Raw genomic sequence first — 21,031 nt, forward strand, 5'->3', positions numbered from 1 at the left:
TTTATTTGTGTAGAGGGGGAAGTGTTGGTTTTAATAAGGGCTCTAAGTTTGTCAAAATGTGTAGATTTATTGATATTTCTTGAGTTTTCTTGATATCCACGAGAGTTTTCTTGATATATCCCGAAGTTTCTTGATATCCGCCCGAAATCCCTTGATCCCCTCACACTCTCCCAATAACCAAGCAAGCAACCAAACAAAAAGCCAACTGCTGTGCAGCCGGCAATTTTAGAAATCTAAATCCTGTTTATGGTTGTTGTAAGAATGTTCAGAGTGATTTCCACTGTTATGTTTATTGTTATTCAACATTTGTTGCACTTTCTCAACTGCCTGTGGAGCCAGATCCAGTAATCTCTCATAGATACTTGTGCTCTCATCAAGGTGAAGCATTTTCACTCCTTGCGAATTTACAATCAAGAAAGCGATTGGAGTGATGGAAACTCCACCCCCACTACCTCCGCCAAAAGGAAGCTTGTTACCTTGGCTTTGTTGATTGCCACCGCCATCGTGTCTTTCAGGTCCTGAAGAACTCCCGCCTTGGAACTCACTTCCTCCTGCTGCGAACCCAAATCCGACTTTGGAAACAGTCAAAATGACACTTCCATCTGGCGTTTCTACCGGGTCACCGATGATGGTATTAACATCAATCATATCTTTTAAATTTTCCATCGCTGTTGTCATAAGACTCTTAATTGGATGTTCAGACATATTGATCCTCCTTATTGCTGTTACATGGATTTGTGATTATCCTCTTTGGATAACACGGATAAAGGACGAGTTTTAAACTTTGGTCTACCGCCCTTCCAATATTTAACGATTCTTATTCCTGCCAACATAGCATGCCCGATTCGAAACCGAATCATACACTTAAACATTGTCTGGGAAACAGCATATTGGAAATAAGGGGTGATGGAGAGTTCCGGCTGAGCTCGGAAGTCTGTATAATTGCTTAAAAAACCAACAATTCCTCCTTTAATCGACCAACCTGCCCCAACAAACATTCCAGTATGGGCTGCATCCCCTAATCCAACGTTACTATGCCATTCCAAGTGATTCACTTCCATTCTTGAAAGCAGTCTTCTTACAATCTCATGCATCCCCACAACGTGGCGCACCAGTTCGTATGTATCTTCAAAACTCTGCCATATCTCTTTTGGAGAAAAATCTTTCTCTTTTTGTTTTCCTTGAGACGGATTTCCGCCTCCAACTTTGGTTTTTTCCTCGACATGAATGGATGCTGTTTCTTTATCCACACTGATTAAAGGTACATCAATGGTGTACCGCAACAACCCGTACCATGCACTTAGTTTCACTGTCATCTGATCATTATCTTGTTGATGATGGTAGTAAAATTGGATGGTAATTTTAGTGACGAGAACCATGATTAAGAGAAGAATGATGATGGCAAAAATTATTATGGCCCAAATCACACTATCACACCCTTTCCTCCCCCTTCCATTATCTCCTAGCATAAAAAAAATAAACCTAAAGTCACGATGGACTTCAGGTTTATTGGTTATTTTTCATGAACGACTGTCGTGTCAGCAATAAAGTCGTGCACACCTTGCTTTTTGCTTGTAAAAGCTGCCACAAGAAATACGATGTAGGTGATAGGTGCATAGACTAAAGCTATATAACGTCCTACACCTTCTCTAAAGAAAATGGTTTTCCAAGAAAGCTCATCAGCCTTTAGGTCGACCACCCGTAAACCAAACACCATTTTTCCTAACGTCTGTTTAAAATACTTTGTCATAAGAATAAAATATCCATATAGCACAATGGTGGTGGCAATAGTTGCAGGGGAGAACATGAAGCTTTGATTAGTCGATACCCCTAGTAGTCTAAAAATCGGGAATATCACGATAGCTCCGATGCTCCAAATGATTAGTAGATCTAACAGAAATGCCCAAAGTCTCATCCAAAACCCTGCATAGCGATATTCGATGACCGCAACTTCCTTCGAAGGAAAGATCGTATCATTGCTAGTTCTGTGTTCAACTGCGTTCACGTCTTCATCTATTACATTCTCATTTGTATACTCATTATTTTGCTCATCTCTCATTTCTTCTCCCTCCTACTCTGCATACAAGTACATTAGTCTTGGAGAGTTAGGTTGATTGATAAGCCTTGCTAACATCTGCATTTCAGACTCTGGCTTTAATAGAGCTTGAGCGTTCATAACGAATAATGAACCTAAGCCTAGGTTTTCTGTGTATTGAACAACTTGGACGTTCCCCATATCATGGTCTTTCTTCATTGCCTCAATAACGTCTTCAAAATAACCAAGCTCATCGACTATGTTGATATCTTTCGCTTGTTGGCCATCATAGATTCTTCCGTCAGCAATTCTTCTTACTTCCGATTCACTCATTCCTCGGCCTTCCACAATAACCTCTACAAATTGATCATACATATTGTCTACCATTGATTGAAGAATTTGACGCTCTTCCTCAGACATATCTTTTGTCGGGGACATAATATCTTTGTATGGCCCACTCTTGATGGTATCAAATTTCACACCATATTTTTCAGCAAGCTCTTTGTAATTAATGCCTTGCATGATAACACCGATGGAACCCGTAATGGTCTCAGGTGATGCAAAAATTTTGTTGGCAGGTGCAGCAATATAGTATCCACCTGAAGCTGCCATTGCGCCCATAGAAATATAAATTGGCTTCTCTGATTCTTCTTTAATCTCCACCAATTTTTTATGTATCTCTGCACTTTCAGAAACGCCACCACCCGGTGTATTGACTCGCACGATAATTCCCTTAACTGAATCATCTTCTTTGGCTTGATCAAGCATTCTTAAAAATTGACGGTGGTTATATCCTGGAGATTGGAATACAGAAGTCACGTCGCTTCCTGTATCTTGGATAACACCATTAACTTCTAGAACAAGGATCTTGCGGTTTGGACTTCCGTCTTCTATTACTTCCTCAATAAACTCTTCTTTTCCTCCGAAAATATCTGAAAAAGAATCAGATGTGGAGCTTTCCGCAGGTCTTGTTGCAAAACTCGTCATAATTGACACAAAAAACAATAATCCCGCAATACCTAATGCAGCCCAACGCTTTCCGCTCATATCTAAACCTCCTAGTTGTACGTACAGTAACTATACGTTAAATCGTTTCAAAAAGTTTCATCAAAATGGTAAACTTATCACAATATAGAATTGTACTAAAATTTTTTCCAAAAGGATAATGTTTTTGGATATTTTTTGTTTAAGTTCCATTTTTTATTATAAAGAGGAGGAAAAACAATGACAGAACGCCGTAAAATATTTTTCTTTTATAAAAGGGAAGAAGAGCTAGTTGCAAAGGTTAAAAAGCTTGAACAATTGGCGGTACAAAATAACTTTGAAATACTAAGCGATTACCGCAATGCGAACATTATTGTAGCAGTCGGAGGAGATGGAACCTTCCTTCAAGCCGTTCAGAAAACAGGTTTTAAGGATGATTGCCTTTATGCTGGAATCAATACGGGGGAAACTTCTAGCTTTTATTGTGACTTCCATATCGATGATACAGAAAAAATGGTAGAGGCTATGGCATTTGAACAGATTGAAGTTAGAAAGTATCCTACTATTGAAGTGACAATTGATGGTACTTCTTCCTTTCAATGTTTAAATGAATGCTCCATCCGCTCTGCTATCATAAAGACTTTTGCCATTGATGTGTACATAGACGAGCTCCACTTTGAAACGTTCCGTGGTGATGGAATGATTGTATCCACCCCTACTGGCAGCACTGCTTACAATAAATCAGTGCATGGTGCTGTTGTGGACCCGATGCTCCCTTGTTTTCAAGTAAGTGAGCTTGCCTCTATTAACAATAACAGCTATCGCACCCTTGGATCGCCGTTTATCATGGCAGGTGCCAGGAAATTGACTCTAAAAGTAATTCAAGATGGGAATGACTATCCTACGATTGGCATTGATAATGAGGCACTTAGCATTAAACATGTCGAGAGGTTGGATATTCAGCTTACTGATAAAAAAATTAAGACTGTGAAATTAAAGGATAATTCGTTTTGGGAGAAGGTCAAACGGACATTTTTATAAAATACACCACCATTTATATCAACAAAGGACACCGTATGAACGCGGTGTCCTTTTGTATACGCTATAACTCCGCTGTTAATTTCCGCAAATGGCTTCGCTTTCCTCGGGGAGACCTTGAGCTTCCTCACAACACTTCAGGGGTCTCAACAATGTCGCTACTTCCCCCGCAGGAGTCTACGCCTTTTGCTCCAATTATCAGCTATATATATCCATACCATGCTTGCTATTCTTACTCTCTCTCGTACACAACCGTACCGTCTACTATTGTCATTAGTACGTTTGTTTCAAGGATACCATCTTCTGTTGCTTTGAAAAGGTCGGTATCGAGTACTGTGAAGTCTGCGTAATAGCCTGCATGGATGATTCCTTGTTTATGTTCTTCTGAAATAGCTTGTGCGCTACCTTTTGTAAAGAGACCGATTGCCTCATACATGGAAAGACGTTGTTCTGGTTGATAGACTGTTCTTTCTTTGTCCCAAGGTGTTTGCCTTGTAACTGCAGCGTGAATTCCCAATATCGGATTAACCGGTTCAATTGGAGCATCAGAACCACCTGCACAAATGAGACCTTCATCCAGAAGTGTTTTCCAGGCATAGCAATAGTTGAGTCTTTCCTCTCCTAAGCGTTCAATAATCCAAGGAAAGTCTGTTGCCACAAAACGCGGTTGAATATCTAAAATGAGTGGCAGTTTTTTCGCACGATCAATCAGGTCCTTCGTTAAGATTTGTGCATGAATAAGTCTATCTCTTTCTCCCTCTGGAGCAGGATAGTTTTCAATCGCATCTAACATATACTCAAATGCAAGATCACCGATGGTATGAACCGCAACGGTCATTCCATATTCTCTTGCTTTTTTTACTAGACTCTTAAGTTGTTCTTGTGTATGGATAGCCACACCGGATGTCTCAGGAGCATCATTATAAGGACGACTTAACAAAGCAGTCCTGCCACCCAGTGCTCCATCTGCAAATATTTTCATGGCACCAAGAGTGATGAAGCCTGTTGTTTCTTTAAACTTATGACCTTCTTCATGCATATCATCCACTACTTCATGATGAACCAACAAATGGGCACGGTACTTTAACTTGTCCCGTTCAATTACATTTTCAAACGCTCCAAATGTTTTAGCAAAACTGCCATAATAACTTAAATCTTCACTGTGACTGCCTACCAATCCGAGGCGTAAGCAATCTTCAATAGAAGTTTTTAAAGCATTGTATAAATAACTTTCACTCGCTTTTGGTATCTTCTTTTTTACTAATTCTTGTGCTTGGTCAAGCAAGTACCCAGTTGGTTCGCCATAGATATCTTTAACAATCACTCCTCCCGGAGGATTTTCTGTTTCTTTAGTAATGCCGGCAAATTCTAATGCTTTGCTATTGACTAAAACAGCATGACGGCAAACTCTTGATAAAATCATGGGGTGATTGGAAGTGATTTCGTCAAGCTCGGTTATGTGGAAAATTTTCCGGTCAACAAAATTATTCTCATTCCACCCCTCTCCGAAGATCCATTCGCCTTCAGGGGTTTCTTGCACTTTTTTCAATAAGGCTTTTTTTACCTGTTGGGAGGATGTGTAGTTTGATAAATCAAGTCGTAATAATTTCTCACCGTGCCCTATCAGGTGCATATGACTGTCTGTAAAGCCGGGGTACATAACTGCCCCTTTTAAATCTTGCGTTTGTGCATTATGGTATGTAGAGAAAAGCTCTTCTTGCGTGCCGATGTCTTTGATGAGTCCATCTTCCGTATACACAGCTTCGACTGTTTCCAATTCTGATTTCATTGTGTAGATTGTTCCGCCGTACCAAATTTCTCCCATGGTGATCTTTCTCCTTCTTTTTATAAAATTACATTTAGATTATCATTTGTGAAGGTCTGGCACAAAAAAATTGCATTAAAAAAAGCAGTATAGGTAGGGTCAAGGAATCTAAGCCCCACCCTTACTGCCTTCCCTTCATAAATTTATCTTTATTAGGATTGTGCCGCTTGCGAGAATTCTTGCTGCCTAAGTTCTATTCTTCTTATTTTTCCAGAAGTAGTTTTCGGAAGCTCAGCAACGTACTCGATTTTGCGAGGGTACTTATATGGAGCCGTCAATTCCTTAACATGCTCTTGAAGCAGTTTAGTCAGTTTGTCTTCCTCTTGCTCTACTCCATCCTGAAGTACAACAAACGCCTTGACTACATTACCTCTGATTTCATCCGGACTAGCTACTACTGCACATTCGCGTACCAACGGATGCTTTACTAATGCATCTTCCACTTCAAATGGTCCAATCGTGTATCCGGAACTGATGATAATATCATCACTTCTTCCCTCGAACCAGAAGTATCCTTCTTCATCTTTCTTTGCTTTATCTCCAGTTATATAATAGTCTCCTCTAAATTGTCTGGAAGTACGCTCAGGATCTTTGTAATAGTGCTTGAAAAGTGCAGGTGTCTCTACGTGTACTGCGATGTCCCCAACTTCCCCCACTGCACACTCTTCGGCATCCTCATTAATGATGGTTACCCGGTTGCCAGGTGTCGGTTTTCCCATGGAACCAGATTTGATTTCCATTCCTTTTAAAACACCAAGTAATAGCGTGTTTTCCGTTTGGCCATAGCCGTCTCGAACATCAATTTGGAAATGTTTTCGGAAAGTGTCAATTACTTCACGATTTAGTGGTTCCCCGGCTGATACTGCACTGTGAAGATGTGGCAGCTGATAAGCGTTCAAGTTATCCACTTTCGCCATCAGACGATACTCTGTCGGTGTACAGCAAAGGACATTCACTTCATGTTTCTCCAAAAGCTTCAAGTAGGTATTAGGATCAAATTTCCCATGATAGACAAAGCCTGTTGCTCCAGAACCAAGCGTGGATAAGAACGGACTCCAAATCCATTTCTGCCAACCAGGACTTGCTGTCGCCCATACTACATCATTGTCTTCGATACCAAGCCAATTTTTGGAGGTGGTACGAAGATGCGCGTAAGCCCAACCATGCGTATGAACTACGCCTTTAGGGTTACCTGTTGTACCTGATGTATAAGAAAGGAAAGCCATATCATTTTTTGAAGTGGAAGCAAATTCAAGTTGATCTGATTGTTTTTCCATCGCTTCCTGCAGGTTTGTCCAGCCTTTTTCCGCTAAACCACCAACACTAAATCTTACCAGGTTGCCTACTTCTTCTAATTTATCTGCCTGTTCCACAAACGGTTGATATGTAATAATCCCTTTAACATCTCCGTGTTCAATACGGTAAGCAAGATCTTTTTCCCTTAACATTTCAGAGCATGGAATAACCACAATACCTGCTTTCAATGCACCTAAGTACACTTGATACGATTCAATAAGCCTCGGCATCATGACAAGAACTACATCCCCTTTTTGCAGTCCTTCAGAAAGTAAAGCGTTTCCAATTTTATTTGCAGCTTTCATTAATTGTTGATAGGTTACTTGTTCCTTCTCCCCTTGTTCACTTTCCCAAATGAGTGCGAGCTTTTCGTTGTCTTGTGTGTACTTTTCCACTTCTTCAACCAGATTGTACTTTTGCGGTGCTAAAAGTTCTTCTCTTTTCATATGAAGTCATCCCCTTTGTAATAGTACTACCTCTATATTACAAAATTTTTTAAATAATTTGAATTATTTTGTGGAATTTTTTATTATTTTTGGGGTTAAATGTGGAAACTTTAGAAAATGTCCGAAGTTTTGCGGGAAGTTGACCGAAGATTTTTGAAAGTTGACCGAAGATTTCGCATAATTGACCAAAGTTTTTCTAAAAGTGACCGAACTAATTTTTCAAATGACCGAACCTACTAAAATTGTTGACCAAAACTCACCTCTAATTGGCCGAACCACCTTTATTTTTCATCAACAATTGTCCAAACAAAGGAGAAAATTGACCGAATCAATTTTCCACATCAAAAATAAGGGCATTTTCTTGTAAAAATACAGCATTTTTGAACGTAGATCCACTACCACTGTATCTACCTCCATTAATAAAACCCCTCAAATTAAAAACACCTTCCCAAAAAGAAGGTGCCCTAAAAAATTTTACTGCTCGTTTGATTTAACCGCATGCTTTGGCTCATTGCGGCGTTTTCTCCCCTGTTTCTTCTGTTGTTTTTCTACTTGATTTTGCTCCTTCATTAAAAAGCACCTCCAAGATAAGAATAGAAGAAAGGTGGGGTTTCCCCCACCTCGTAGCCATTTTATATATTATTTTTGGTAACCGCCACCGAAGCTTTGTTCAGCCATTTGAACTAAGCGTTTAGTGATTTCTCCACCAACGGAACCGTTAGCGCGAGCAGTTGCATCAGGACCAAGTTGAACTCCAAATTCAGAAGCGATTTCGTATTTCATTTGGTCAAGAGCTTGTTGTACACCAGGTACAACTAGTTGGTTTGAACTGTTGTTTGCCATGTGTTTTCACCTCCTTGTGAATATAGAATGTGTAAAAACACATGGCATCATTCATATTTTAAATATGGTAATTCTTCACAGTAACAAACTGTTAAAATAAATCATTGATAATACTGTCTTCTTCTTTCTTTTTCCCTGTTATTAGTAGCTTTTCTGTACGTTCCACTGCATCATTCACCATTTTATCTATATCGAAGAAACTTTCGTAAAAATTGATTTTTTCCTTTTTGGGCTTTGTTTTTGGTGCAGACGGGGTGAAAATGGTACAACAGTCTTCATAAGGGCGGTTGGAAATTTCCAACGTATCAATTTGTCTAGCAATATCCATGATCTCTATTTTGTCCATCGTAATGAGCGGGCGAATGATTGGAGTGGAAGTTACCTCATTTATAGTCGACATGCTTTGCAACGTCTGACTGGCCACTTGCCCCAAGCTTTCTCCAGTAATGATGGCAAGCCCTTGCTCTTTTTCACAGATTTTGTCCGCAATTTTTAACATGAACCTTCTAGTGGACGTCATCGTATAGTTTTCCGGCACTTGCTTTTGAATTGCTACTTGAATATCTGTAAAAGGAACAATATGCAAATTAATGGAGTGTCCGAAATCAGTCAATCTTTCTGTCAGTTCCACTACTTTCTGTTTCGCACGTTCACTTGTATACGGAGGGCTGAAGAAGTGGACAACCTCCAGTCTAATGCCACGCTTCATTGCTAAATAACCTGCTACTGGACTGTCTATCCCGCCAGATAGCATGAGCACACCGGTACCACTAGTCCCGACCGGTAGACCTCCTGCGCCGGCAATATCCTTACACGTAATATAAGTGGCTTCTTCTCTGACTTCCACCCTGACATTAATATCCGGTTGCTTTACATTCACTGTCAAGTCTTCGGTATTACGCAATAGATGTGATCCGATCGCATGGTTCAATTCATTGGTATCAAGTTCAAAGTTTTTGTAAGCGCGTTTTGCAGTCACTTTAAAGGTTTTGCCTTTGTAAGGTAACGCCTCGAGAGCAAATAATGCTCCATTTTTCATTTCTTCTATTTCTGTTTTCGTTTTGACAGCAAGGCTGAAAGAGTGGATGCCAAAGATACTTTGAAGTCTATCCAAAATCTGTTCATGAGGCTCCCCATTTAATTTAATGAACATTCTGTCCCTGTTTTTTTCAATCGAAACATTCGGGAAGTCTTTGATTTTCTCTAAAATATTGTAACTAAGACGCTGCACAAACTGTTTACGGTTTCTTCCTTTTGTAGACAGCTCACCAAATCGTATTAATATGTGATCATAGTTCATGTTTTTTACCTCGTTACTTCTTTTATTGTGTTTATGGCTTGTATAAGTTCTTTTATAAGTAAGCGTAGTTCTTCTTTGGTTGTACTGTAGGTCATACTTATCCTAATAGCACTTTCCGCCTGCTGTCTCGTCACACCCATCGCCATTAAGGTTTTGCTTGGTGCTTTTCGCTTGGAAGAACAGGCAGAGGTGGTGGATACATAAATATTCTTATTGCCTAATGCATGTACCAGTACTTCCGACTTTATGCCCGGAACGGAAAAATTGACAATATGCGGAGCGCTTTGAATATTGGGTGTATGAATATATACTCCATGTATCTGCACTAATTCATCAAGAAGATAATCTTTCATCGCAGTTAAATCTGACAAGCAGTTTTCACTATTCTCTAAGGTCATTCGCAGTGCTTTGGTCATGGCAACTATCCCAGCCACATTCTCTGTTCCAGAACGTAACGTCCATTCCTGATCTCCTCCGCTAAAAAGGGGATGAAGCTTGACTCCATTTTTGGCAATAAGTACACCGTTTCCTTTTAGCCCGTGAAACTTATGAGCCGAAAGTGAGCAAAGGTCTATTACATCCATTCTTAACGGAACCTTGCCGATCCCTTGTATATGATCAACATGGAAGCTTACATTGGGGTAGTTTATAAGAACTTCTCCTATTTCTTCTATAGGTTGAATTACTCCAGTTTCATTATTCACATGTATGATTGAAACCAACACCGTTTCTTTCCTTAACGCATCTTCCACTTGCTTTACAGTAATTCTTCCTTCTTTATCAACAGGAAGGATTGTCACTTCAAAACCTTCCTTTTCTAAATCTTTCATCGCATTTGTTACGGAAGGATGCTCGATAGCGGTTGTGACGATGTGTTTACCGATATTTCTCTTGCTTAAGGCACATCCTTTAATCGCCAAATTGTTGCTTTCTGTTCCACCTGAAGTGAAAATGACTTCCTTATGATGAACCTGCAGCAAGGATGCTATAGTCTCCCTTGAACGGTTAAGGAGCATTTCTGCCTCGCCGCCAAGGGAATGAAGCGAGGATGGATTTCCAAAATACTCTGAGGACACCTTAAGAAAAGAATCCAACACTTCTTTATATGGTTTAGTAGTTGCGCTATTGTCTAAATAGATCATGGTCATCCTCCATTTAGCATGATGAGGAATTTGAATCATCAATTTTTAATATAGATAATATTTTCTTCTAAGCGAATATTAATGTTAGCACATTTTATATCTGTGGAAAAGAATTGCCTCCCCTTATAGGGATAGGTGAAAGGTATTTATTAGAAATAGTTCCTTTTCCCTTTCTAAACATGTATAGACATGTTAAACTAATAATTGTTTTTCTAATATATTGAATTGTTGAACTTTTATGTTATTCGACAAATTTCATCAAAATTATGATAGGATGAAAACGTATTCATTTCATTTTCTCATCAGGAGGATTTTCATGCAAAATAAAGTATATACAAATAAGGATATATTGGTATTGGGACTAATGCTGTTTGCCTTATTTTTAGGGGCCGGGAATATGATCTTCCCTCCATTACTTGGACAAGCAGCCGGTGATAACGTAGGAATCTCTGTTATAGGTTTCTTAATTACAGGAGTTGGCCTGCCACTGCTTGGAGTAATGGCCATTGCTTACACAGGCGGCGACCTTCAAACACTAGCTAATCGTGTACACCCAATTTTCGGAATTGTTTTTACTATCATTATGTATTTAGCGATTGGACCATTCTTTGGTATTCCGCGTACAGGTACTGTAGCCTTTGAAATTGCTGCAACACCTTTCTTGCCTGAATCGGTTAATCCACAAGGCCTGGCACTCTTTCTATTTACATTAGTATTCTTTGCTATTACGTATTATCTTGCATTAAATCCAGCAAAACTTGTGGATCGGATAGGGAAAGTCTTAACACCGATATTGTTGCTGGTAATTGGTATTCTGGTTGTCAAAAGTATTATCACTCCAATGGGTGCTATAGGTGCTCCAACAGAAGCATACCAAAGTTCCGCTTTCTTTAAAGGCTTCCTTGAAGGATATTTAACAATGGACACCATTGCAGCTTTAGTTTTCGGAATTGTTGTAATTTCTGCAATAAAGGATAAAGGTGTAACAGATAGAAAGACGATTACTTCCCTTTGTTTAAAAGCAGGATTTATTGCTGCCATAGGCTTGACTATCGTCTATGCAGGTTTATCTTATCTAGGGGCAACTAGCCTTGATGCAGTAGGAGCTGCAGGAAATGGGGGTCAAATATTATCAGGTGCTGCCAATTATCTGTTTGGTTCTATCGGAGCAGTTATCTTAGGACTTGCAATTACGTTTGCATGTTTAACGACATCTGTCGGACTTGTGTCTGCGACAAGCAAATTCTTCTCTAAAATTATGCCTTCTGTATCATATAAAGTATTTGTGGCAATCTTGTCGATCTTTAGTTTAGTTGTATCTAACGTCGGCCTAGAGCAATTGATTACGATTTCGTTGCCTGTATTGATTATGGTTTACCCATTAGCAATTGTATTGATTATTCTTTCGTTTTATCGTTGGAGAAATGAGTCTTTTGTTTATGGGTTTGCGCTGTTGTTCACTGGTATTGTTAGCTTCGTGGATGGATTGGCAATGGCTGATATCCAATTAACTTTCTTACAAGACATTTTCAGCATCCTTCCTTTTTATAATGAAGGGGTAGGTTGGTTGGTTCCGGCAGTGATTGGTGTGTTAGTTGGGATGGTTGTTGGTGCTTTAACTTCAAAGCAGTCTAATGAAAGTATCGCGTAATACTATAAAAAGAACCGGGCAAAACCGTCCGGTTCTTTTTTAGTTGCTTGGTTATTCTCCGCTGTTGTTTTCCGCAAACGGCTGCGCTTTCCTAGGGGCTGACGAGAGCCTCCTCGGCAAGCCTGCGTGGTCTCCACCTAGCGCTATCTCCCTCAGGACAAGGAAAGCTTCGGCAGCGAAACATCGCACGAAGAAAATGCGTAGCATTTTCGAGGAGTCTTCGCCTTTTGCTCCAATCAACAGCTATAAATTTCGAGAACAATAAGTTAATGTACTATCAAATTAACCTGATCAATACTTTTTCTTATACCATAAGGTGAATGAAACCATCTTGTTGATTGAAGTGGAAGGCGCGTAGACGTCCGCGGGAGGAAGGGACAGGTGAGACCCCTGAAGCGTTGTGAGGAGGCTCACGGACCGCCCGCAGGCAAGCGAAGCTCCTGGAACGGAAATCGACTGGATTTTATACTTTCTTTATTCTTTAAAAAAAGGCTTGGATTTGAGAATCCAAGCCTTTTTTTATGGTTTCTTTTTTTCTAGTAGAGATAGTAGGCGGTCGATGCTGATGCGTTCGTCCTCTAGATTCCACTCATTGACCATTTGAAGAGTGAGTCCATATGGAGGAATGTATGGGATATTAACTTTCTCAACCTTACCTTGATCTGCTGAAGGAGGAGCACCTGTTTCCTCTTCTTGTGAAGGAGAAGAAACAGCAGGTTGTGCAACCTCCTCTCCCTTCTCCTGAAAGGTTGTATAAAAACTGTACCATATAAAGGTCCCACTGATGAGTAGGATGGCTACAAGTAAAGTCTGCGCGTACTTCACTTGTTAGTTTTCCTTTTCAAGTACTTTTTCTATTTTTTTTAGTACACCTGGTTCTACTTTTTCTAGCGAAGTAGCCGCTTCTTCCAACGCACTCTTATATTCGTAATTTCTAAATAACTGTTCTGCTTCTACTAAGCTTTGATGCACGGTAGGATGTTTGCTGCGGTATCTATTTCCATACTGGATAATACTTTCTGCTAAGTAAGCATGATCAAGGATATCCAGTGCTTCTTCATGGCATTTCTCCACACTTGTTACTGCTTCGTATAACACAGCATTTACTTCCACAATATTTAACGGTTTTTCTTCCAATTTCCCAGTTACAGCCTTCAGCTGATCATTCGCCATGGATAGCTCTTGATATACGCTCTTTGGTAATCCAGGAATATTACTTTTTTCTATAGAACGTTTTACTTCAAACAGCATTTTTCTTAAAGAGTTCAACTGTTCTCTTGCAGCCATTTCATCTTTTCGCAATGCCATCAAGCTTTCCGTATATTGTTGATGGATGTCCTGAAGAGAGTTGATCTGTTCACAGATGTCCTCCAACTCCTCTTTTAAAATGCTGAAGGCAATGGTCTGATCAAGAAGGTGGCCACTCAGTTTCTCATAGCGGTCATTGAGTGCCATCATGGATTCTTCTATTTTCTGTTGCGTTTGAATGTCTTCCTGCTGTAGCTGATAGCTTTCCTGCACCACGTAGGTTTCTTGCTTTGTCTTTTCACTTGCAGATGATAAAGCGATCAGGATGGCTTCAACAGATGGAAGTTCTTTTACAACATAGTGTTTTGCCAAGACTTCTTTTTCAATCTGATCATAAAGATCATCCATTTCCGTTTTAATAAGCTCGATTCCTTCTTTAGCTTCCAATACCTTAGTTTCCATAAGCAACTTCGTAGACTGCTTGAGTTTATCTTGAAGACTAGCAATGCTTTTTTCCAAGTTTACATGATCTAGTATGTACCCTTCTGCAAGCATTTCCTTATAGCCTGTTTCCACTTCGGCAAGTTGACTAGGAATCACAGACTGGCATTCAATTAACAGCCCTGGAATATGTTCTAATTTGCTTTCAAAAGCTTCTAGATCTTTCTCGATTTTTACAATCAACTCTCTTGCAACTAGATAATCTCCATTGGATATGGATTGGTGAAATTCTGCGAAAAGCTGTTGAATCTGTTCCAGTTCTTTCTCCAATAAAGGGGTTGTGCTTCCATATTGATGGCGTTGGTTCAGCAGCTGCTTTTTATAATTAGAGTATTTCGCTTCCAATTTTTCATTTTCTTCAGCACTTTTTGCTTGGCTGCCAATCAGCTCATCTAATTCATCGTATATCGCTTTAATTTTCAATTCAATATCCTGAAGCTTACTGTCAGCTAATGACAACACATCTTTTGCTTTTTTGAAGCGATATTTATCAACGAAATCTTCCGCATCAAAAAGGTATTCTTCAATATTTACAAGTTCTGTTGATAATATATTATCCCATTGATAACGCCAGTTCTCAAAAAGCTGTTCCGTCTGACCGGTCATGTTTAAATCTTTCACTTTAGAAAGTTCTTCTGATACCGGTTTGTTCATGATCGACACTTTCCAATTTTCTAAGCGGTCCACTTCTTGATAAATTTTCTTCCTTCTAACAAAACTAATGCTGATAAAAATAACTACTAGTGCTAAAATCCCAATAATATACTCCATACCTAGTCCCCTTCTACCCGGATGGTGGTTCCTGTCTTCTATGTACATTTTTTCATCTTAATCAATAACTCTATATGTATAAAAAAGCTAAATGGGTCGATATATATTCCACGCCCATTTTATTTATATTTCAATGTTTTTATGATACCATGTAAACGACATTTTTTGACCAATATTTTTAATTTTTTTACATATTTCTTCTAGTATCGGAGGGTTTTTCTTGATTATCGACAAACATGTCCATACCCCCTATTGTCCGCATGGTAGCACAGATACGATAGAAAAGTATATTAAACAAGCTTTACAACTAAAATACAAAGAGATTTCCTTTACAGAACACGCCCCACTACCTAAATCATTTACCGATCCAGCTCCTGACAGGGATAGTGCCATGGATTGGGACAGCATTCCTGGTTATTTTGAAGAATTGAAGAAAATAAAATCCTTTTATGCACCTGCCATAAAGATCAACATAGGTTTGGAAGTGGATTATATTGATGGATACGAAAAAGAAACACGTGAAATTCTAGGAGAACTGGGACCCCATTTGGATGACAGCATATTATCTGTTCATTTTTTGAAAAAAGAGGATCTGTATTATTGCTTAGATTTCAGTGAGGATGAGTTTGAAAGAATTATCGGGGTTTTCGGAGGGCTTTCAGCAGTTTATGAATCTTATTTTTCCACTCTCTTAACATCCATCAACTCTGATTTAGGCCCATACAAACCAAAAAGAATCGGCCATATTACTTTGGTAGAAAAATTCACAAAGCGCTTTCCAAACACTAGACCCATCCAAGAATATGCCGACCCAATACTGGCTGCAATCGCTCTAAAAGGGTATGAACTGGACTATAATGGTGCTGGATTTGTCAAACCTTTATGTGGAGATTCCTATCCCCCAATATCCATTGCAAAAGAAGCAAAAAAAAGAAAAATCCCCCTTGTGTACGGATCCGACGCACACGCAGCAAAGGGACTTGGGCAAGGATATGAATTTATTGATAAAGACTTGCTCATTTGAAGGAGAGCACACGAGAGAGGGCTATCCTCCCTCTCTATTTATAATGCAATTTTCTCTAACTGCTCTTGCTCCACAAATATAAACTGCTCTAACCACTGAACAATAACCTTCTCATACTGATCCACCGCAGACGTTTCATACGGCATAATATGCCAAACCTCCGCTAAATACTGAGACTGCAAGAACGGCGTACTAATCATACTCTTCAATTGCATGACAGCCATCAGAACAGACGGAACATGAAACTCCTTCTTTTTATGCCCTTTTTCTAAAATTGCTTTATAGTAATACTTCTCCTTCGTCAAATACGTTGACATAATTTCTCTTACAAGAATTGTATCAAACGTAAGCTCTCGGTAAACGTACCTAGCCAATTGACGATTTTCACGATGAAACTCCATGGTTTTTTCCACACATTCCAAAAGGCATTCCTTTGCCGTGTAAGAGGACATTTTTTTGTAAACTTTCTCTAATATGGAAACGTACTGATCAAAGAAACTAGATAATAGATGTTCTTGCAGACCTGCTTTATTATCAAAATAATAGGAGATGTGCCCCACGTTTACATTTGCTTTCTTAGCAAGCTCCCGTACAGAGGTGCCATCAAACCCTTTTGTATTAAAAAGAATGATTGCTGCATCAATGATTCGTTGCTTTGTCTTTTCCATCTTCTTCACCCTTTCTGGTGATTTCGATTCTTAATTATTGATTTCGTGAAGATGAACGTATATCCTTTTATTAAATGTCGACAACTTCATTAGGTATTCTACTTTTGTTGTTGTTTTTCCACAATTAGCTATGAAAATGCGAGGGGATTATGATGTTTCAAGTCGAAAACTATAAAGGCACAAGAGAAGAAAACTACGAACTTGTGCTAAAACAACTGCAAGCTCTTATTGCCGATGAGCCTAATTTCATTGCCAATCTTTCCAATGCGTCCTCTTTGTTAAATGTTTTTTTAACGGAAGTGAATTGGGTGGGCTTTTACTTAACAGATGAGTCTAAACAAGACATGTTGGTGTTGGGACCGTTCCAAGGCTTGCCTGCATGTGTTAGAATTCCATTTGGTCGTGGTGTATGCGGAACGGCTGCATCTTCCATGGAAACACAACTTGTTGCTGATGTGCATGCTTTCCCGGGCCATATCGCTTGTGATGCTGCATCACAGTCAGAGATTGTTGTTCCGATGGTAGTAGATGGGAAGGTTATCGGAGTTCTTGATATTGACAGCCCAATCAAGGATCGTTTTGATGAGCTGGATAAAGTATATCTGGAGAAATTTGTTTCTATTTTGCTTGCTGATGCATAATAAAAATCCAGAAAAAACCGTCCGTTCCTATCTAGTAAAAAAACATTAGTTAGTAGTTAATAGCCGCTGTTCCTTTCCGCAAATGACTTCGCTTTCCGCGGGACGGTGCTTGAGCCTCCTCACTTCGTTGCGGGGTCTCAACCTCCCGTTACTCCCCCGCTGGAGTCTCCGCCATTTGCTCCAATCCACAGCTAAAAATTACTTAGACCTATGTAATGCCTTTTCAAAAACCCTTTTATACATGAAGCCACCTTGTTGATTAGAGTGGAAGGCGCGTAGACGCCCGCGGGAGGAAGGGACAGGTGAGACCCCGGAAGGCGAAGCCTGAGGAGGCTCACGGACCGCCCGCAGGCAAGCGAAGCGCCTGGAACGGAAATCAAAAAACTTATATGCTTTCTTATTCATTAAAAAGCGTCTAACCCAAATACTCAGGGTTAGACGCTTTTTCTATGTTTCTTATAAACTATCTAATGCTTGTTTGAGGTCTTGCCAGATGTCTTCTTTGCCTTCCAGGCCTACAGAGAGGCGCAGCAGGCTGTCTGTTATCCCCATCAATTCTCGGTTTTCTTTTGGTACAACCGCATGGGTCATCGTAGCCGGATGCTGGATTAAGGTTTCCGCATCTCCTAGACTTACTGCAATTTTAATCAGCTGCAATGCATTTAATAGCCTTTGCGCTTCTTCCTTTCCACCTTTAATGGTAAAAGAAATAAGCCCCCCACCCTTTTTCATCTGTTTTTGCATGATTGGATAAGCTTCACTCTTCTTATCACCTGGATAAAAAACCTTCTCCACCATAGGATGTGCTTCTAGTTGTTCAAAAATATATTCGGCATTATCACAATGACGGTCCAAGCGGACGTGCAAAGTCTTCAGGCCACGAATCAGTAGCCACGCATCAAACGGAGACATGACACCACCAATATCTTTTAATGTAGTCATGGATATTTCTGTAATCATCTCTTTAGATCCGACAATCAAGCCAGCGATCACATCTCCATGTCCGCCAATGTACTTAGTCGCACTGTGAATCACAATATCACACCCTAGATCTAGCGGTTTCTGCAAATAAGGAGAGCAGAAGGTGTTATCAACGACTACCTTAATATTTTTCTCTTTAGCTATGGAAACGATAAGTTCCAAGTCTATTAATGCCATGGTTGGATTGATTGGTGTTTCCACATAGATGCATGTCGTCTCTGGTTGGATGGCTTCTCTAATTTCCGATTCTGTCTGCATCGTACAAAAGCTATGTGACACATTATATTTATCTTTCAATAATTGTAATAGGCCAAACGTGCATCCGTAGATCCCTTGTGAACAAAGGATGTGGTCGTTGCTTTTCGTTAACGCGATCAATACAGCGGACACTGCTGCCATACCCGATCCGAATGCAAGACCTGCTTCGCCGTTTTCAAGGGTTGCTATCCGCTCTTCTAGCATTTTTACTGTCGGATTTCCAAGTCTTGAATAAATGTAGCCCTCTTCTTCTCCTGCAAACCTGTTTTCCCCTTGTTGTGCTGTTTGAAAGGAAAAAGTAGAAGTTTGAAAGATTGGCGGTGCCAAGCTTCCTTGATAGATGGAACTATCATATCCATGATGAATAACTTCCGTCTCAAACTGTTGTTTTTTCTGCTTATCCATAAAAATTTCTCCCTTCCAATTTCCCATCCATTACTAGCATATGGCAAACAACAGAAAAATGAAAGCGTTTTCTTTAGTGGTCGCTAAAATTAGTTCTAGAATGAATAAACCCTCCATCTGTACCAGATGAAGGGAGCGTGTCATTAGCTTTTAACCTTTTTACTTGTTTCAGAAAAATCCTCTATAAATAATTGGTCTTTCCCTTGATCCTTCGCTTTATAAAGGGCATAGTCCGCTCTGTGAAAGAGATCCCTTGGTGAATCCTGAGTATTCTTGTTCCAAAATGAAATTCCACATGAAACCGTTACTCCCGGATTCGTCTGTTCCCTAATCTTTTCTATAATTCTAAGGACTATACTTTCCCCTAATTTCAAATCTACTTTCGGTAAATAAATGGCAAGTTCTTCTCCACCCCATCTTGCTCCGATATCGGTCTCTCTGATATTTGCCTTTATAATATCGGCGACCTGGATGAGGATTTTATCTCCTACCTGATGGCCAAACGTGTCATTTACAATTTTAAAGTCATCAATATCCAAAAGAATGAATGTCCCATAGGAATCATTTTTCATTGATTTCTCTATTTTATCATCCAAATATTTTCTAGAATAAAGCTTTGTCAAATAATCCGTTATCACGTATTTCTCCAATTCTTCCCGTAGCATGGAGTTATTAAAAGCCAAAGTCGAATGGTGAATAAGTGACTGCAAGAGCTTGAATTGTTCAAAGCTGAAAAAATACGGCAAGGGATGTGTCACAACACAAGCCCCTCTACCCCCATTCGGGATGAGCATGGGGATCACCATGCATGAACAGAAGGGAAGGTCCGATAAACGTTTATGTACACGAAGATCTCCAATAAAAAGAGGTTCCTCATCGGAATATAAAAACTCCTTCATATGCAGCAGATATTCTTCTATGTCATGTTGCTGAAAGAAAGTTGTCGAACCTGGCAAAATCTCCGTGCCTTTTTCTTGATAAAAAACGAATGCTACTTCTTTTGCATGAAAGGACTGAAGAATTTTTTTTACCATAAAAGAGGTCACTTCGGTTAGCCTTAAGTTCGTATTCAATTGATGGGAAGTTTCATTGATTAGTTGCAAATCAGATATAACCTGCTTGGATTGCTCATAGAGTTGCGTATTCTCGAGCGCTGCACCTGTTTCATCTGCAAGTAGTTTAATGAACTTTATTTCTGATTCAGGAAGGGTCGCAGCATCCAAAGAGATAATCTGCATAACACCATAGACCCCTTGTCCGCCTTTTATAGGGATATAAATATTCGACCTCCTATCTTGAATGCAATTTTCATATTGAACCTCGCCTGTCACATAGGCATTCATGGCACACATATTGTTATCTTCAAAATCCAATTTTTTTATGGGAAGATGCTTAAGATCATCATTATCTGAAGTAAGTAAGAGAAGGTAAGAAAAGTCCTCATACATTCTTTGTAACAGTTTAATCACTTCAGATAGGATTCCGTCTACCTTCATAGACGAATGAAACTTAGAAGTGATCGTGTACAATTCTTGATATTGTTTTTCTTCATTTCTTTTATGTATGTATTGATTATAATGTTGAAAAATAATTGAGAGTTCTTTTGACATTTGATTGAAGCTATCTAATGGAAGAGGTACAGGAGATTGAAAATGCAGGTCAATTTTGCCGATTGCATGTTCCTCTTCAAAAAGAGGAATGATGACATTTTCCACATCACTACCTTCACCTGAATGAATAGTATAGGAGATTGCCTGCTCACAAATAATAGATTGTTTCTGTGGAAGGAGATCCCCTTTTAACGTTACAATAGCCTGTTCTGCTTGGAGTTCTTCTTTCAATAACAGCTGTAACTGTGTGAGAAAAGTAGTTTGTGTAAGATTGGAAGACGAAAGGAAAAAATCAAATATTCTGCTTTTAATTTCGAGCATCTTGTTATTGGATTCCATTTTTTTCACCTTTTATATTACTTAT

General features: G+C 39.4%; 18 protein-coding genes. 4 read left to right on the forward strand and 14 right to left on the reverse strand.

The window, feature by feature from the left end; all coding sequences use genetic code 11:
- Positions 1 to 225: 225 nt before the first annotated feature.
- The 4 genes from ytfJ to sppA form a co-directional block, all read right to left on the reverse strand.
- Positions 226 to 705 carry a GerW family sporulation protein gene (gene ytfJ / locus FZC76_RS09065; RefSeq protein WP_148987894.1) on the reverse strand — a complete coding sequence of 160 codons (480 nt, stop codon included), beginning with the start codon at positions 703 to 705 and terminating at the stop codon, positions 226 to 228.
- A gap of 20 nt (positions 706 to 725) precedes the next feature.
- On the reverse strand, positions 726 to 1,427 hold the full coding sequence (locus FZC76_RS09070; protein ID WP_262372503.1) for a DUF2953 domain-containing protein: 702 nt from the start codon (positions 1,425 to 1,427) through the stop codon (positions 726 to 728).
- A gap of 86 nt (positions 1,428 to 1,513) precedes the next feature.
- On the reverse strand, positions 1,514 to 2,059 hold the full coding sequence (locus FZC76_RS09075) for an RDD family protein (protein WP_148987896.1): 546 nt from the start codon (positions 2,057 to 2,059) through the stop codon (positions 1,514 to 1,516).
- A gap of 12 nt (positions 2,060 to 2,071) precedes the next feature.
- Positions 2,072 to 3,082, reverse strand: coding sequence for a signal peptide peptidase SppA (gene sppA / locus FZC76_RS09080; RefSeq protein WP_148987897.1), 1,011 nt, complete (start codon positions 3,080 to 3,082; stop codon positions 2,072 to 2,074).
- 177 nt (positions 3,083 to 3,259) lie between these two features.
- Here sppA and FZC76_RS09085 point away from each other — a divergent pair, with 177 nt between their 5' ends.
- Entirely contained in the window at positions 3,260 to 4,060 is an 801-nt protein-coding gene (locus FZC76_RS09085) for an NAD kinase (RefSeq protein WP_148987898.1), read from the forward strand.
- A 229-nt stretch (positions 4,061 to 4,289) separates the two neighbouring features.
- Here FZC76_RS09085 and FZC76_RS09090 read toward each other — a convergent pair whose 3' ends face one another.
- From FZC76_RS09090 to FZC76_RS09110, 5 genes are all read right to left on the reverse strand, one after another.
- Positions 4,290 to 5,882, reverse strand: a complete 1,593-nt coding sequence (locus FZC76_RS09090; RefSeq protein ID WP_148987899.1) for an amidohydrolase — start codon at positions 5,880 to 5,882, stop codon at positions 4,290 to 4,292.
- A gap of 152 nt (positions 5,883 to 6,034) precedes the next feature.
- Positions 6,035 to 7,624, reverse strand: a complete 1,590-nt coding sequence (gene mbcS / locus FZC76_RS09095; RefSeq protein WP_148987900.1) for an acyl-CoA synthetase MbcS — start codon at positions 7,622 to 7,624, stop codon at positions 6,035 to 6,037.
- Positions 7,625 to 8,263: 639 nt separating this feature from the next.
- Positions 8,264 to 8,467 (reverse strand): alpha/beta-type small acid-soluble spore protein, encoded by a 204-nt coding sequence (locus FZC76_RS09100; RefSeq protein WP_047972144.1) that lies wholly within the window; start codon positions 8,465 to 8,467, stop codon positions 8,264 to 8,266.
- 91 nt (positions 8,468 to 8,558) lie between these two features.
- Positions 8,559 to 9,767, reverse strand: a complete 1,209-nt coding sequence (thiI, locus tag FZC76_RS09105) for a tRNA uracil 4-sulfurtransferase ThiI (RefSeq protein ID WP_148987901.1) — start codon at positions 9,765 to 9,767, stop codon at positions 8,559 to 8,561.
- A 5-nt stretch (positions 9,768 to 9,772) separates the two neighbouring features.
- Positions 9,773 to 10,909: a cysteine desulfurase family protein gene (locus FZC76_RS09110; protein WP_148987902.1), complete on the reverse strand. Its 1,137-nt coding sequence runs from the start codon at positions 10,907 to 10,909 to the stop codon at positions 9,773 to 9,775.
- Positions 10,910 to 11,225: 316 nt separating this feature from the next.
- Here FZC76_RS09110 and brnQ point away from each other — a divergent pair, with 316 nt between their 5' ends.
- Positions 11,226 to 12,560 (forward strand): branched-chain amino acid transport system II carrier protein, encoded by a 1,335-nt coding sequence (brnQ, locus tag FZC76_RS09115; RefSeq protein WP_148987903.1) that lies wholly within the window; start codon positions 11,226 to 11,228, stop codon positions 12,558 to 12,560.
- Positions 12,561 to 13,079: 519 nt separating this feature from the next.
- Here the strand turns inward: brnQ and FZC76_RS09120 are convergent.
- Both FZC76_RS09120 and ezrA read right to left on the reverse strand, forming a co-directional pair.
- Positions 13,080 to 13,385 (reverse strand): hypothetical protein, encoded by a 306-nt coding sequence (locus FZC76_RS09120; protein ID WP_148987904.1) that lies wholly within the window; start codon positions 13,383 to 13,385, stop codon positions 13,080 to 13,082.
- A gap of 3 nt (positions 13,386 to 13,388) precedes the next feature.
- Positions 13,389 to 15,080: a septation ring formation regulator EzrA gene (gene ezrA, locus FZC76_RS09125; protein WP_187442006.1), complete on the reverse strand. Its 1,692-nt coding sequence runs from the start codon at positions 15,078 to 15,080 to the stop codon at positions 13,389 to 13,391.
- A 220-nt stretch (positions 15,081 to 15,300) separates the two neighbouring features.
- Here ezrA and hisJ point away from each other — a divergent pair, with 220 nt between their 5' ends.
- Positions 15,301 to 16,104 (forward strand): histidinol-phosphatase HisJ, encoded by an 804-nt coding sequence (gene hisJ, locus FZC76_RS09130; RefSeq protein WP_148987906.1) that lies wholly within the window; start codon positions 15,301 to 15,303, stop codon positions 16,102 to 16,104.
- Positions 16,105 to 16,142: 38 nt separating this feature from the next.
- Here hisJ and refZ read toward each other — a convergent pair whose 3' ends face one another.
- A complete protein-coding gene (refZ, locus tag FZC76_RS09135) occupies positions 16,143 to 16,772 on the reverse strand; it encodes a forespore capture DNA-binding protein RefZ (RefSeq protein ID WP_148987907.1) in 630 nt (209 codons plus the stop codon).
- Between the two features lie 152 nt (positions 16,773 to 16,924).
- Between refZ and FZC76_RS09140 the strand changes: the two genes are divergently transcribed.
- The gene (locus FZC76_RS09140) at positions 16,925 to 17,413 is read left to right on the forward strand and encodes a GAF domain-containing protein (protein ID WP_148988034.1); all 489 of its coding nucleotides are present in this window, start codon (positions 16,925 to 16,927) and stop codon (positions 17,411 to 17,413) included.
- Between the two features lie 456 nt (positions 17,414 to 17,869).
- Here FZC76_RS09140 and megL read toward each other — a convergent pair whose 3' ends face one another.
- Together megL and FZC76_RS09150 are read right to left on the reverse strand one after the other, a co-directional pair.
- Positions 17,870 to 19,057, reverse strand: a complete 1,188-nt coding sequence (gene megL, locus FZC76_RS09145; protein WP_148987908.1) for a methionine gamma-lyase — start codon at positions 19,055 to 19,057, stop codon at positions 17,870 to 17,872.
- A gap of 143 nt (positions 19,058 to 19,200) precedes the next feature.
- A complete protein-coding gene (locus FZC76_RS09150; RefSeq protein ID WP_148987909.1) occupies positions 19,201 to 21,006 on the reverse strand; it encodes a sensor domain-containing diguanylate cyclase in 1,806 nt (601 codons plus the stop codon).
- Positions 21,007 to 21,031 lie beyond the last annotated feature (25 nt).

Source organism: Sutcliffiella horikoshii (assembly GCF_008180725.1).
In the GTDB taxonomy this organism is placed as follows: Bacteria; Bacillota; Bacilli; order Bacillales; family Bacillaceae_I; genus Sutcliffiella_A; species Sutcliffiella_A horikoshii_B.